The organism is Streptomyces olivochromogenes, assembly GCF_001514115.1.
Classification (GTDB): Bacteria; Actinomycetota; Actinomycetes; order Streptomycetales; family Streptomycetaceae; genus Streptomyces; species Streptomyces olivochromogenes.
In genome coordinates this window covers 48,895-62,368 of record NZ_KQ948468.1, presented here as the reverse complement: position 1 = coordinate 62,368, position 13,474 = coordinate 48,895, and the positions used below count along the sequence as shown (strand labels likewise).

The window sequence follows — 13,474 nt, the reverse complement described above, 5'->3', positions numbered from 1 at the left end:
TCACAGACGGCGCCGAAGGTGACCTCGGCGCCGTCCCGGTGCAGCCGCTCCGCCCGTTCGGCGCAGTCGGTGAACGGCGGCGGCATCTCGGCGGAGGCACGCGTGCCCACCGCGTCGGCTGCCGCCGCCGCCGACGTCCGGTGCCGGTGTCAGACCCCCTGTGACAGCACCTTCTCCAAGGCGCCCAGGGCGGACTGGAGCTCCTCACCGGTGATGGTCAACGGCGGGGCCAGTCGGATCGTCGATCCGTGGGTGTCCTTGACCAGAACTCCCTCGCGCATCAGGCCCTCGCTGATCTCGCGCCCGGTGCCGATGGCCGGGTCGATGTCGACGCCCGCCCACAGCCCGCGAGAGCGGAAGCCCTCCACGCCCCGGCCCACGAGCGCCGTCAGGCCACTGCGCAGGACCACGCCCAACTCGGCCGCCCTGCTCTGGTATTCACCGGTCTCCAGGAGTCCGACGACCGCGGAGCCGACCGCCGCGGCCAGCGGATTGCCGCCGAAGGTCGAGCCGTGCTCACCGGGCCGCAGCACCCCGAGCACGTCCCGGCGGCCGACCACCGCCGACACCGGCACGATGCCGCCGCCGAGTGCCTTGCCCAGGAGGAGCAGGTCGGGGACGACGTCCTCGTGCTCCACGGCGAGCGTGGTGCCGGTGCGGCCCAGGCCGGACTGGATCTCGTCCGCGATGAACAGACAGCCGGCGCGCCGGGTCAGCTCCCGGACTCCGGTCAGGTAGCCGTCGTCCGGGATGACGACGCCCGCCTCGCCCTGGATGGGCTCGATCAACACGGCCGCGGTGGTCTCGTCGACGGCCGCTTCCAGCGCGGCGAGGTCGTTGTACGGGACGACGCGGAAGCCCGGGGTGAAGGGGCCGAAGCCGGCGCGGGCCGTCTCGTCCGTCGAGAAGCTCACGATCGTCGTCGTACGGCCGTGGAAGTTGTCCGCGGCCACCACGATCGTCGCCCGGTCCGGTGCGACGCCCTTCACCTCGTACGCCCACTTGCGGGCCACCTTGATGGCGCTCTCCACCGCCTCCGCGCCCGTGTTCATCGGCAGGACCATGTCCAGGCCGGTCAACTCGGCCAGTGACTCGGCGAACTGGGCCAGCCGGTCGTTGTGGAAGGCGCGCGAGGTGAGCGTCAGCCGGTCCAGCTGGCGGTGGGCCGCGTCGATCAGCACCGGGTTGCGGTGGCCGAAGTTGAGGGCCGAGTAGCCCGCCAGCATGTCGAGGTAACGGTGGCCCTCGACGTCCTCGACCCAGGTGCCCTCGGCGTGGGCGACGACCACGGGAAGCGGGTGGTAGTTGTGCGCGAGGACGGGCTCCTCGGCGCGGATCAGGTCGGCGGAGGAGCGCGGACCGGCGGCGGAGGACGGACGCGTACGGGCGGGAGCGGTCATGAGCGGATCTCCTGGGTGCAGCACTTGATGCCACCGCCGGCCTTGTGGAACTCGGAGAGGTCGACGGGGACGGGGACGTAGCCGTGGCGGGCGAGCCGGTCGGCGAGGGCCTCGGCGCGCGGCGCGATGAACACGTGGCGGCCGTCGGAGACGGAGTTCAGGCCGAAGGTGAACGCGTCCTCACGGGTCGCGAGCACCGCGTCCGGGAAGAGCCGGGCCAGGACCTCGCGACTGCCGGGCGAGAACGCCTCCGGGTAGTACGCGATGTTCGCCTCGGGCCCGTCGTCCAGGACGAAGAGTGCCGTGTCCAGATGGTAGAAGCGCGGGTCCACCAGCTGGAGGCTGACCACCGGGACGCCGAAGAACTCCTGCACCTCGCGGTGCGCCTCGGGGGTCGTCCGGAATCCGGTGCCTGCCAGCACGTACCGGCCCACCGGGACGAGGTCGCCCTCGCCCTCGCAGACGGATTCGGGACGGTAGACGTCGAAACCGGCCGCCTTGAACCAGGTCTCGTACGCGGTGGACTCGGGGCGGCGCTCGGGCGCGTGGAAGTACGAGCCGAAGACCCGGCCCGCCAGGACGAGCGCGGAGTTCGCCGCGAACACCATGTCCGGGAGATCCGCCACCGGCTCCACGGTGTCCACGGTGTGGCCGTGGGCCCGGTAGGCGCCGATCAGCGCCGCCCACTGGTCACGGGCCAGATCGACGTCCACGTCGGCGTCGGGATGCATCCAGGGATTGATCGCGTACTGCACGGCGAAGTGTCTGGGTTCGCAGACGAGAAAGCGCCGAGGGCGCGGCACACGGCTGTCGGGCACAGAGAGGTACCTCCGCTTCCTGCGGTGTCGACTGGGGGTGCCTCCAAGGTAGGAAACAGGGGATACGGGCGACAAGAGACGAGAGCTGCGTGTGTGCGCAGCATCGCTGCGCAATCGCTCAGGTCAACGCAGGTTTGATGCGTCCAGCGCATCCTGCGGGGCCGCGTGGGTGGCGCCCGCCTCCGGGGCCTCCGGCAGCAGATGCGACAGCACCATGTAGCTGATCGTCTTCCGGATGAACGGCTCGGTGCGGATCCGCTCCAGCACCTCCTCGAAGTGGTCCACGTCCGTCGCCCGCACATGGAGCAGCGCGTCCGCGCCGCCCGTCACCGTCATGGCCGCGGTGATCTCCGGATGGTTGCGGACCACCTCCGCGAGCCGTCGGGGCGGCGCCGCGCCCTCGCAGTACACCTCGACGTACGCCTCCGTGCGCCAGCCGAGCGCCGTCGGCTTCACCGTGGCCGTGAACCCGGTGATCACACCGGTCTCGCGGAGCCGGTCGACACGGCGCTTGACCGCGGTGGCCGACAGTCCGATCGCCGTGCCGATCTCGGCGAAACTCGTCCGGGCGTTGGCCATCAGGGCCGTGATGATCTTGCGGTCGAGTTCGTCGAACATCGCGGGCTTGCTGTTCATGGCGGCACTGTATCCAGCGACGACGTCCACGCAACCAGCGACAACGTCCGCATGTCCGGCGACGACGTCCACGTCCCGCACATGTCCAGGCATGGCGATCGCTCCTACACTCCACTGTCATGCTGCGCGCGCTCGCCGTCGACGACGAACAACCGTCCCTGGAGGAACTCCTCTACCTCCTGAACGCCGATCCCCGGATCTCCAGCGCCGAGGGCGCGAGCGACGCGACCGAGGCGCTGCGCCGGATCAACCGGGCCCTGGAATCCGGACCCGGCGGCCCCGAAGCCATCGACGTCGTCTTCCTCGACATCCACATGCCCGGACTCGACGGACTCGACCTCGCCCGGCTGCTCACCGGCTTCGCCTCACCGCCGCTCGTCGTGTTCGTCACCGCCCACGAGGGCTTCGCCGTCCAGGCCTTCGACCTCAAGGCCGTCGACTACATCCTCAAGCCGGTACGGCGGGAGCGGCTGGCCGAAGCCGTCCGGCGGGCCGCCCAACTCCAGGACACCGCACCGCGGATACCCGTCCACGAGCCCGACCCGGACCACATATCCGTCGAACTCGGCGGCGTCACCCGCTTCGTGGCCGTCGAGGACATCACCCACGTCGAAGCACACGGCGACTACGCACGTCTGCACACCGCCCAGGGCAGCCATCTCGTCCGCATCCCGCTCTCCACCCTGGAGGAACGCTGGCGCTCACGCGGCTTCGTCCGCATCCACCGGCGCCATCTCGTCGCCCTGCGCCACATCGGCGAACTCCGCCTGGACGCGGGCGCCGTGAGCGTCCTCGTCGACTCCGTCGAACTCCAGGTCAGCCGCCGGCACGCCCGCGAACTGCGCGATCTGCTGATGCGCCGGACCACGAGCTGAGAGGGGGAAGCGGCGTGCCGCAGGACCCGACCGAACGCCGGGTGGTCGTCACCGGGGTGCCCCGGCGCACCCGCCGCACCTCCGGCTACTACCGGCCCAGGACCGAGATCGACGAACAGACCACGCTCGGCCACACCTACGTCCGCTCCCTGATGCGCAGTCAACTCCGCGCCGCCTTGGTGGTGTTCGCCGTACTGGTCCTGCTGGTCGGGCCACTACCCCTGGTCTTCGCCGCGATGCCGGACGGCGCGAGCCTGGAGTGGGCCGTGCTCGGCTTCTGCGTCTACCCGCCCCTGGTCCTGCTCGCCCGCTGGTACGTGCGGCGCGCCGAGCGCAACGAGAAGGACTTCGTGCGCCTGGTCGAGGACCGCTGAGCCGAGAACGAGGACCGCTGAGCCGAGAACGAGGACTGCTGAGCCGTGAATGAGGACCGCTGAGCCGTGAATCAGAACTACGCCGTCCCCGCCGTCGCCCTCGTCGTCGTGGCGACCGTCCTGGTCGGCGCCTTCGGCCTGCGCATCTCCCGGACCACCTCCGACTTCTACGTCGCCTCACGCACCGTGGGCCCCCGGCTCAACGCGGCCGCGATCAGCGGCGAGTACCTCTCCGCCGCCTCCTTCCTCGGCATCGCGGGCCTCGTCCTCGTCCAGGGCCCCGACATGCTCTGGTACCCCGTCGGCTACACGGCCGGCTACCTCGTGCTGCTCCTGTTCGTCGCGGCCCCACTGCGCCGCTCCGGCGCGTACACCCTGCCCGACTTCGCGGAGGCACGCCTCGGCTCACCGGCCGTGCGACGCCTCGCCGGTGCCTTCGTGGTCGGAGTCGGCTGGCTGTACCTGCTGCCCCAACTGCAGGGCGCCGGACTGACGTTGGCCGTCCTGACCGACGCGCCCGACTGGTTCGGCGGGGTGCTCGTCGCGGTCGTCGTGGTCGCCACCGTCGCCGCCGGAGGCATGCGCAGCATCACCTTCGTGCAGGCCTTCCAGTACTGGCTCAAGCTCACCGCCCTGCTGGTTCCCGCACTCTTCCTGGTTCTCGCCTGGCAGGCCGACGGCGCCCCGCGCCAGGCCTTCGCCGAACCCGCGACCTTCCGCGAGCAGCGCGTCGTCCGCGTCGACGACAGCCTCGACCTGAGACTCTCGGACCCGCTGGGCGTCACGGCCACCGGTACGGTCGACGGCCACCGCTACGACGGCGAGCGGCTGCGACTCCCCGCGGGCGTCCACCACATCGAGCGCGGCACCCGGCTGACCTTCGCCAAGGGCGACCCCGTCCCGGCCGCCGACCGGGGCAGCAACGGCGGCATGTCGACCTCGCTCGCGGCGGGCCGCGAGGAACGCCCGCTGTACGCCACGTACGGACTGATCCTCGCGACCTTCCTCGGCACGATGGGACTGCCGCACGTCGTCGTCCGCTTCTACACCAGCCCGCACGGCGTCGCGGCCCGCCGCACCACGGTCGCCGTCCTCGGCCTGATCGGCGCGTTCTACCTGCTGCCACCCGTCTACGGCGCGCTCGGCCGCCTGTACGCCCCCGAACTGAGCCTCACCGGGAACGCCGACGCCGCCGTCCTGCTGCTGCCCGACCGTGTGATCGGAGGGCTCGGCGCGGATCTCCTGGGCGCGCTGGTGGCGGGCGGGGCCTTCGCGGCGTTCCTGTCGACCGCGTCCGGACTGACGATGGCGGTGGCCGGGGTGCTCACCCAGGACGTGCTGCCCTCGCGCGGGGTGCGCCACTTCCGGCTGGGCACCGTACTCGCCATGGCGGTACCCCTCGCGGCGAGCGTGATCGTCGGCGGGCTGCCCGTCGCCGACGCCGTCGGACTCGCCTTCGCCGTGTCCGCGTCCTCCTTCTGCCCGCTGCTCGTCCTCGGCATCTGGTGGCGGCGGCTGACCCCGCCGGGCGCGGCCGCCGGAATGCTCGTCGGCGGCGGCGCCGCCTTCGTCGCCGTCGCCGCGACCATGGCGGGCTACCCGGGCTCGGGCGCGCTGCACGCGCTGCTCGCCTGGCCCGCGCTCTGGTCGGTGCCGCTCGGGTTCCTCACCATGATCCTGGTGTCGCTGGCCACGGCCGGACGGGTGCCGGCCGGGACGGCGGCGATCCTGGCCCGGTTCCACCTGCCGGAAGAACTGGCCGGAGGGGACAGGCGCGCAGACGCCGACGCACGCGGGGAGGCCAAGGCGTGAGCGTATCGTCGAGCGGGGCGGTGACGGCATGAGCGGATTCCTGGCGGGCCTCTGTGTCGCCGTGCTCCCGCTGCTCGCCGCCGGGTTCTGGCTCGGCCGGCGTACCGCGCGGCCCGAGAACCTCGGCGGCCTCGGCACCCCCGTCGAACACGCCACCTTCGAGACCCTGCACACCGCCTCGCTGGCCGCGCCCCCACTGCGCGCGGGCCTCACCGGGGAGACCGCCCGCAGGTCCGCCCGCCGACTGCGCACCCTGCTCGGCACGGACGCCCTGTGCCTCACCGATCAGGACACCGTCCTCGCGTGGGACGGCCTGGGGGACCACCACCGCACCGAGATCATGGAACGGCTCGGCAGCCCCCTGGAGACCGGCCGCGGCGAGGCCTTCCGGCTGAACTGCGACGAGCCGGACTGCTCCCTGCGCTGGGCCGTCGTCGCACCGCTCACCGTCGACGACCGCGTCCACGGAGCGCTCGTAGCCTGCGCGCCCCGCGAGTCCGCCGTCCTCGTCCGGGCCGCGGGTGAGGTCGCCCGCTGGGTCTCCGTGCAACTGGAACTCGCCGACCTCGACCAGTCCCGCACCCGCCTGATCGAGGCCGAGATCAAGGCCCTGCGCGCCCAGATCTCCCCGCACTTCATCTTCAACTCGCTCGCGGTGATCGCCTCGTTCGTCCGCACCGACCCCGAACGCGCCCGTGAACTGCTCCTGGAGTTCGCCGACTTCACGCGCTACTCGTTCCGCAGGCACGGCGACTTCACCACCCTCGCCGACGAACTGCACGCCATCGACCACTACTTGGCGCTGGTCAGAGCCCGCTTCGGCGAGCGCCTCTCGGTCACCCTGCAGATCGCCCCCGAGGTGCTGCCGGTCGCGCTGCCCTTCCTCTGCCTCCAGCCCCTCGTGGAGAACGCCGTCAAACACGGACTGGAAGGCAAGACCGACAAGAGCCACATCAGCATCACCGCCCAGGACGCGGGCGCCGAGGCACTGGTCGTGATCGAGGACAACGGCACCGGAATGGACCCCGACCGGCTGCGCCGCATCCTCGCCGGGGAGGTGAGCCCCTCCGGCGGCATCGGACTGTCCAACGTCGACGACCGGCTCCGCCAGGTGTACGGGGACGAGTACGGCCTCGTCATCGAGACCGCGGTGGGAGCGGGCATGAAGATCACCGCCCGGCTTCCGAAGTACCAGCCGGGGGTGCACCCGGCGGGACCGCTGCCCAGGGAGTGACAGTGACCCCCGCGCGTCAGGCGCCCCGCGAGGCCACCATCCCGATCGTGAGCAGACCGAGCACCACCCAGCCGAACCACAGCCAGCCGTTGCTGCCGAGCGCCACCGTGTAGGCCGTCACCATGACGAGTCCGCCGACGGTGAGCACCCCCATCGCTTTCGTCGAACCGGGCATCGCAGTACACCCTTCTCCCGGCGGGGTCCGCGACGCGGGCCGTGGCCTGCGCCCATTTTCACCCGAACGGACGTGGTTCGCCAGGGCCGGGCGTGCTACTCGCCTCCGTGCATGAGGGCCTTGTCCAGACGCTCGATGGCGCAGACCACCAGGTAGTACCCCTTCCTCCACAGTCCTGTGCTGCGCAGGCCATGACTCACATAGGTGTCGGCGGGATAGCCGAGCTGCTGCGGCGGGGCGTCGGCCGCGCATTGCGCGTCCGCCTCGACATCGGGCTTCTTGCCGGGCGTGAGGGTGGTGAGGTGCGTGATCCGGAAGACCTTGCCCACATGGTCCTGGTCGCAGGAGACGAGTTCGTAGTGGGTGTACTCGCTCGCGTCCCCGCGGGCATGGCCGAGGCAGTCGCCCTGCTGCATCTGGGTCGCGTCCTCGAACGGCATCCCGTACGGGCGGAGGCCGCCGAGCCTGCCGTACACCGGACCGTGCTTGCCGACCAGCAGACATGCGACGTTCCCGCCGGTGGCGTCGAAGCCCTCGCGGGTGGGCACCACGGCCAGGCTCTGGACGTGCCAGGCGAGTTTGTCGGCGGTCGCCTTCGTCCGCTCCGCGCACTGGTCCGGTCCGTCGCTGCCGGCCTCCTCGTAGGAGCGGGCCTTGTACAGCTCCATCACCTGCCCGTCGGGGCGCAGCGCTCCGCAGCTCGGATCCAGTTGCAGACGCGGGGTGCCCGAGGACGGCGCGGGGGACGGGTCGCTCAGTACGCAGTCGCCCTTCTTGAGCGGTGCGGAGAGTCCGACCTGGGCGCCGTACGGGGCCACGGGCGTCCGCGTCCCGCCGTACCGGGCCATGCCCCAGATCACTCCCGCCGTCAGCGACAGCGCGAGGAGCAGTGCCGCGGTCACCTGCAGGAGCAGCGTCCGCCTGCGGCGCCCCCCGCCGGGATCTGTGGCGGGTGCGGCGGGCCCCACGTAACGGGGCGGACCGAAACCCGCGCCGGGCTGCGGGGGGTGCGGGGTCGGCGGACCGAAACCCTGGCCCGGGCGAGGGGCGTACGCGGCCGGGGCACCGGCACGGGGGCCGGCTGCCTGCGCCATGGGCGTGTACGCCGCGTGGTGCGCCGGCGCGGGAGAGGCCGCCTGGGCCGTGGGGACGTAGGAACCCGGCGCCGCGAAACCCTGGTCCTGGGCGAGTCCCTGGTCCGGGGCCAGTCCCTGGCCCCGGGCGGGGGACAGGCTCTGGTCGTGTGCGGGCGGCGGCGGCGCGTAGTCGTGGTCCCTGGGCGGGCCGCCCGGGGTCCGGCCCGGTGGCGCCGGACCGCCGGGACCGTCGGAGGTGACGAGCCCCGCCCACGCGGGCTGCGAGCCGGTGTCGACCTGGGTCGGCGGATGGGGCTCGGGCAGGATGATCCGGGCCAGGGCCGCCGCCGTCCGTTCCGCGGAGATCCGCAGGCCGGGGTCCTTGACCAGCAGCGCGTCGATGACCGGCCCCAGCGCACCGGCCCGCCGGGACGGCGGCGCCTCCTCCGAGACCACCGCGGCGAGCGCCCCTATGTGGCTGTCGCGGTCGAAGGGGCCGTGGCCCTCCACACCGAAGTACAGCGTGCAGCCCAGCGAGAACAGGTCGGACGCCGCGGTCGGATCCGCTCCCTGCGCCCGCTCCGGTGCCAGATAGCCGGCCGTGCCGACCAGGACTGAGGTACGGGTCCAGCGGGTCTCGGGGGAGTCCGGCTGGACCGAGACGCCGTAGTCGGTGAGGAGGATGCGCGCGCCGGGGGTGCCCGCGCGGTCCGGGGCGAGCAGGATGTTGGCCGGTTTGACGTCCCGGTGCATGATGCCACGCTCGTGCCCGGCGGTCAGCGCGTCGAGCACCGCGAGGCCGACGCGGGCGCACTCGTCGGGGGCCAGCGGGCCGCGCCGGGCGAGCCAGGCCCGCAGGTCCTCGGCGCCCGCCACGTACTCCATCACGATCCATGGCAGGCCGTCGTGCTCCAGGACGTCGTGGACCGTCACCACGTGCGGGTGGCCGCGCAGCACCGCCGCGTGCCGGGCCTCGGCGCGGGCGCGCGCGATCCGCGACTCGTGCTCCTCGCTCCCTTCCCGGACATCGCGGAACCTGATCTCCTTGAGCGCCACGTCGCAGTCGAGCCGTTGGTCGTGGGCGAGCCAGACGTGGCCCATCCCGCCGGAGCCGACCTGCTTCAGCAGCAGATACCGGCCGTCGATGATCCGGCCCACTCCCGACTGCGCTGATCCTGCTGTCATCCGGTTGCCCCCGGGCTCTGCGTCGTCGTACGCGGGTCAGGCCGCGCTCTCGGTGGGCCCACCGAGAGCGGAGTCGCTCGTACCCGGGTCGACCGGGGCGGGCGGTGTGCTCGACACGGGCTCACTCGGCGGCGGCGCGCTGCTGACGGTGGGCCTGGTCGAGGTCGGTTCGTGCGAGGTCGGTTCGGTCGTCGGCACGGTCGGGGCAGTGGCCGTGGGGGTGGTCGGGGCACTGCTCGCGGGTGAGCCGGTCGGAGAGGCGTGCGACGGGGTCGAGGTCGTTCCGCCGCCCGTTCCGCCGCTCGTGTCCGTGGGGGTGTCCGTGGGCGTGGCGGATTTCGTGGGGGTGGAGGTGGCCGTATCCGTAGGGACACCCGACCCGGTGCCACCGTCGGACGGCGAGGCGCTGTCCGATGACGAGCCGCCGGACGAGGGGCCGGACGATCCCCCGGACGGGGTGGGCGGGGTAGTCCCGGGATCCGAGCCCGTTCCGCTCGTGCCGCGCGTTCCGTTCGTGCCGCCCGTGCTCGTGCCGGAATCCGACGGCGTGACCGGACCACCGCCACTGTCGGACGGGCTGTCGGACCGCGCCGACAGGATGACCGACGTACCCCAGACGACCTGGCTGCCCTCGGTCGGCCGGGATGCCGTCACCTGGGCGTCGTCGGCCGGCAGGCTGTCACCGGCGTACGACATTCCCAGCCCCGCGTCGGTCAGCCGCCGGGTCGCCTCGGCGAAGGTCATGCCGGTGACCGGTGGCACGGCGTGCTTCTGCTGGGTGTCGAAGGACTTGTCCTGGCTGCCGTCGCTGCCCACCGGGCGGGCGATCCCCCGGTCGGGGTTGTGCACGTCGACGAGCTGGAGCTTGTGGATCTCCTGCGCCCCGGGCGGCGGCTCGACCACCACGACGCGGTCCTGCCGGTAGTCGGCCCACTTCTTGTTGCCGTTCTTGAACCGCACGTCGGTCTTCGAGGCCTTTCCCTCGAAGGGGAGCAGCGGATTGCCGCAGGAGCACTTCACCGCGGGCAGTCCCTGTTGGTCGACCAGAATGGCGATTCCGGCCTGCAGCAGCGCGGCGTACGAAACCGCCTTGCCGTTCTTGTAGTCGTGATTCGTCACGAGAGTGTCGTGACGCAGTACGACGGGTGTGAGTTGATCGATATAACTCGGGATCTGATCGGTGCTTATATGCAGGACCCGCGCCCATTCCTGGGCCTTCGCCGAGTTCTTGGGGTCGGTGAGGAATTTCTTCAACTTCGTCACGGCGCAGGTGCCGGGTTTCGTGGTGCCGCCCCACACGCCGGTGCCAGGGCCGGTGCCGGTACTGGGGTCGGGCGCCGGTGCCGGTGAACCGCTTCCGTTGCTGCCGTCAGGGGCCCCGCCGTACAGCCCGGGGCTGTTACTGGCCTGCACGCCACCGCTGGGCCGGGCCTCGGGCAGGCGGATGTCCGTGCCGAGCTGCCGGTCCTCCTTGAAGAAGGGGGAGACCGAGGAGACCCCCGCCGCCACGGCCCGTACCACGAACAACTGATCGGATTTGCTGCACCCGCTGACTATCAGTACCGAAACCAGCAGTAGAGCGAGCCTTCGGGCGGCGGAAATCCCCGCCCTTTGCATGGACGCACGAATTGACATGACCGCTCCCCCTGCGGTTTCCCCCGTTGTCCCCCCATGCTACTGAACCGAAAAGCCCTTCACGCAAGGTGAATTGCAAAGTTAATTCAGCGGCCGCGTGCGTTGAGTGAGGCCAGATAGGCGTTGTACGCCTCGAGTTCCTTGTCGCCGTCGCGGTCGGCGGCCCGGTCCGTGCGGCGGGCCTGCCGCTTCTCGGAGGCGTACCACTGGAAGAGCAGCGCGATCAGCACGAGGACGGAGGGGATCTCGCTGAACGCCCAGGCGATGCCGCCCGCGGCGCTCTGGTCGGAGAGCGCGTCGATGCCGAGCGAGGCGGGCGGGTTCTTGTACGTCTCCACCATCGGCGCGGACGCCATCATCAGCGCGATACCGAAGAACGCGTGGAACGGCATGCCCGCGAACAGCTCCAGCATCCGCATCAGATAGCCCGGCCGGTGCGGTCCGGGGTCGACCCCCATGATCGGCCAGAAGAAGACCAGGCCGACGGCGAGGAAGTGGCACATCATCGCGATGTGCCCGGCCTTGGAGCCCATCAGGAAGTCGAAGATGGGGGAGAAGTACAGCGCGTACAGACTCGCGATGAACAGCGGGATCGTGAACGCCGGATGCGTGATGATCCGCATGTAGCGGCTGTGCAGGAACATCAGCAGCAGTTCACGCGGACCCTTGTTACCTCGCGTGGCGGCCACCGGCAGTGCGCGCAGCGCCAGGGTGATCGGCGCTCCGAGCAGGATCAGGATCGGCGAGAGCATGCTGATCACCATGTGCTGCACCATGTGCACGCTGAACATGACCATGCCGTAGTCGTTCAGCTTGGTGCACATCACGAGCATCACGGTCAGCACGCCGAGCACGAAGGCGATGGTCCGCCCGGCCGACCACTTGTCACCGCGCCGCGCGAGCCGCACGACCCCCCAGCCGTACAGGCCGAGTCCCACCAGGCAGGCGACGAGGAAGAACGGGTCCGCGGACCACTCGAGCCCCCGCCCCAGCGTGAACGGCGGCAGATCCATGGTCATGCCGTGCCCGCTGTGATCCATCCGCCGGCTCCTGATTCGTACGTTGTGCGCTGTCTGTCCGAACCAGAGTAGGACCGACCCCGGCCACAACCGTGACCGGGGTCAGTGCAGCGCGAACGAACCCTCAGAGCACGCACTCCGCTTCCGCGTACCGCTCCTCGGGAACCGTCTTCAGGCTCTCCACCGCCTCCGCGAGCGACACCATGACGATGTCGGTCCCCCGCAGCGCGGTCATCTTCCCGAAGTCGCCGCGATGCGCGGCCTCCACCGCGTGCCAGCCGAACCGCGTGGCGAGCACGCGGTCGTACGCCGTCGGCGTCCCCCCGCGCTGGACGTGCCCGAGGATCACCGGCCGGGCCTCCTTGCCGAGGCGCTCCTCCAGCTCCAGGGAGAGCTGCCGGGCGATGCCGGCGAAGCGCTCGTGCCCGTAGACGTCCTTGCCGCCCTCGTCGAACTCCATGGTGCCCGGGCGAGGCTTCGCCCCCTCGGCGGCGACGACGATCGCGAACCGCTTGCCCGCCTCGAAGCGCTCGCCGACCCGCGCGGCCAACTCCTCGATGTCGAAGGGGCGTTCCGGGACGACGATGGCGTGCGCGCCCGCGGCCATGCCGGAGTGCAGGGCGATCCAGCCGGTGTGGCGGCCCATGACCTCCACGATCAGCACCCGCTGGTGGGACTCGGCGGTGGTCTTCAGCCGGTCCAGGGCCTCGGTCGCGACGCCGACGGCCGTGTCGAAGCCGAAGGTCACGTCCGTGACGGCGATGTCGTTGTCGATGGTCTTCGGCACGCCGACGATCGGCAGGCCGTTGTCCGAGAGCAGCCGGGCCGCCTTCAGCGTGCCCTCGCCGCCGATCGGGATGATCGCGTCGAGGCCGAGCTCCTCGACATGGCCCTTGGCCCGCTCCACGCCGTCACGCAGCTGCGCGGGCTGGACCCGGGAGGAGCCGAGGATCGTGCCGCCGCGAGCCAGGATGCCGCTCACCGCGTCGAGGTCGAGCTTCAGGTAGTCGCACTCCAGAAGCCCCTTCCAGCCGTCCCGGAAGCCGATGACCTCGTCGCCGTGGTCGACGACGGCACGGTGCACGACGGACCGGATGACGGCGTTCAGGCCGGGGCAGTCGCCGCCGGACGTGAGGACACCAATGCGCATAGCCCGAAATACCTTCTCAACGTGGGCCGGGTACCGGACCACGCTGTCCGGCTGGAATCCCGGTCACCCTACCGGCGGGACGGGG

At 71.3% G+C, this 13,474-nt stretch carries 12 protein-coding genes; 4 read left to right on the top strand and 8 right to left on the bottom strand.

Translation table 11 applies throughout. The features are described 5' to 3' along the window. Positions 1-149: 149 nt before the first annotated feature. The 3 genes from rocD to AQJ27_RS37055 form a co-directional block, all read right to left on the bottom strand. Positions 150-1,400: an ornithine--oxo-acid transaminase gene (rocD, locus tag AQJ27_RS37065; RefSeq protein WP_067378695.1), complete on the bottom strand. Its 1,251-nt coding sequence runs from the start codon at positions 1,398-1,400 to the stop codon at positions 150-152. Further along, on the bottom strand, positions 1,397-2,218 hold the full coding sequence (ddaH, locus tag AQJ27_RS37060; protein WP_067378692.1) for a dimethylargininase: 822 nt from the start codon (positions 2,216-2,218) through the stop codon (positions 1,397-1,399). The genes rocD and ddaH overlap by 4 nt, the downstream gene beginning before the upstream one ends. Before the next feature lie 123 nt (positions 2,219-2,341). Beyond that, on the bottom strand, positions 2,342-2,854 hold the full coding sequence (locus tag AQJ27_RS37055; RefSeq protein WP_067378689.1) for an Lrp/AsnC family transcriptional regulator: 513 nt from the start codon (positions 2,852-2,854) through the stop codon (positions 2,342-2,344). 119 nt (positions 2,855-2,973) lie between these two features. Here AQJ27_RS37055 and AQJ27_RS37050 point away from each other — a divergent pair, with 119 nt between their 5' ends. From AQJ27_RS37050 to AQJ27_RS37035, 4 genes are all read left to right on the top strand, one after another. After that, positions 2,974-3,729, top strand: a complete 756-nt coding sequence (locus AQJ27_RS37050; RefSeq protein WP_067378686.1) for a LytR/AlgR family response regulator transcription factor — start codon at positions 2,974-2,976, stop codon at positions 3,727-3,729. Between the two features lie 14 nt (positions 3,730-3,743). After that, a complete protein-coding gene (locus AQJ27_RS37045; RefSeq protein WP_054228962.1) occupies positions 3,744-4,103 on the top strand; it encodes a hypothetical protein in 360 nt (119 codons plus the stop codon). Between the two features lie 66 nt (positions 4,104-4,169). Beyond that, positions 4,170-5,915, top strand: coding sequence for a sodium/solute symporter (locus AQJ27_RS37040; protein ID WP_067378683.1), 1,746 nt, complete (start codon positions 4,170-4,172; stop codon positions 5,913-5,915). Between the two features lie 28 nt (positions 5,916-5,943). After that, the gene (locus AQJ27_RS37035; protein ID WP_067378680.1) at positions 5,944-7,149 is read left to right on the top strand and encodes a sensor histidine kinase; all 1,206 of its coding nucleotides are present in this window, start codon (positions 5,944-5,946) and stop codon (positions 7,147-7,149) included. A 16-nt stretch (positions 7,150-7,165) separates the two neighbouring features. On the opposite strand, the gene AQJ27_RS57535 is transcribed toward AQJ27_RS37035, so the two are convergent. From AQJ27_RS57535 to AQJ27_RS37015, 5 genes are all read right to left on the bottom strand, one after another. Further along, positions 7,166-7,324, bottom strand: a complete 159-nt coding sequence (locus AQJ27_RS57535) for a hypothetical protein (RefSeq protein ID WP_167552139.1) — start codon at positions 7,322-7,324, stop codon at positions 7,166-7,168. Between the two features lie 95 nt (positions 7,325-7,419). After that, positions 7,420-9,585, bottom strand: a complete 2,166-nt coding sequence (locus AQJ27_RS37030) for a serine/threonine-protein kinase (RefSeq protein WP_201264395.1) — start codon at positions 9,583-9,585, stop codon at positions 7,420-7,422. Between the two features lie 36 nt (positions 9,586-9,621). Continuing rightward, positions 9,622-11,220 carry a PASTA domain-containing protein gene (locus tag AQJ27_RS37025; RefSeq protein WP_067378674.1) on the bottom strand — a complete coding sequence of 533 codons (1,599 nt, stop codon included), beginning with the start codon at positions 11,218-11,220 and terminating at the stop codon, positions 9,622-9,624. An 86-nt stretch (positions 11,221-11,306) separates the two neighbouring features. Then, positions 11,307-12,260, bottom strand: a complete 954-nt coding sequence (locus tag AQJ27_RS37020) for a cytochrome c oxidase assembly protein (RefSeq protein WP_067378672.1) — start codon at positions 12,258-12,260, stop codon at positions 11,307-11,309. Between the two features lie 103 nt (positions 12,261-12,363). Continuing rightward, on the bottom strand, positions 12,364-13,389 hold the full coding sequence (locus AQJ27_RS37015) for a 6-phosphofructokinase (RefSeq protein ID WP_054228956.1): 1,026 nt from the start codon (positions 13,387-13,389) through the stop codon (positions 12,364-12,366). Between the last annotated feature and the right edge of the window lie 85 nt (positions 13,390-13,474).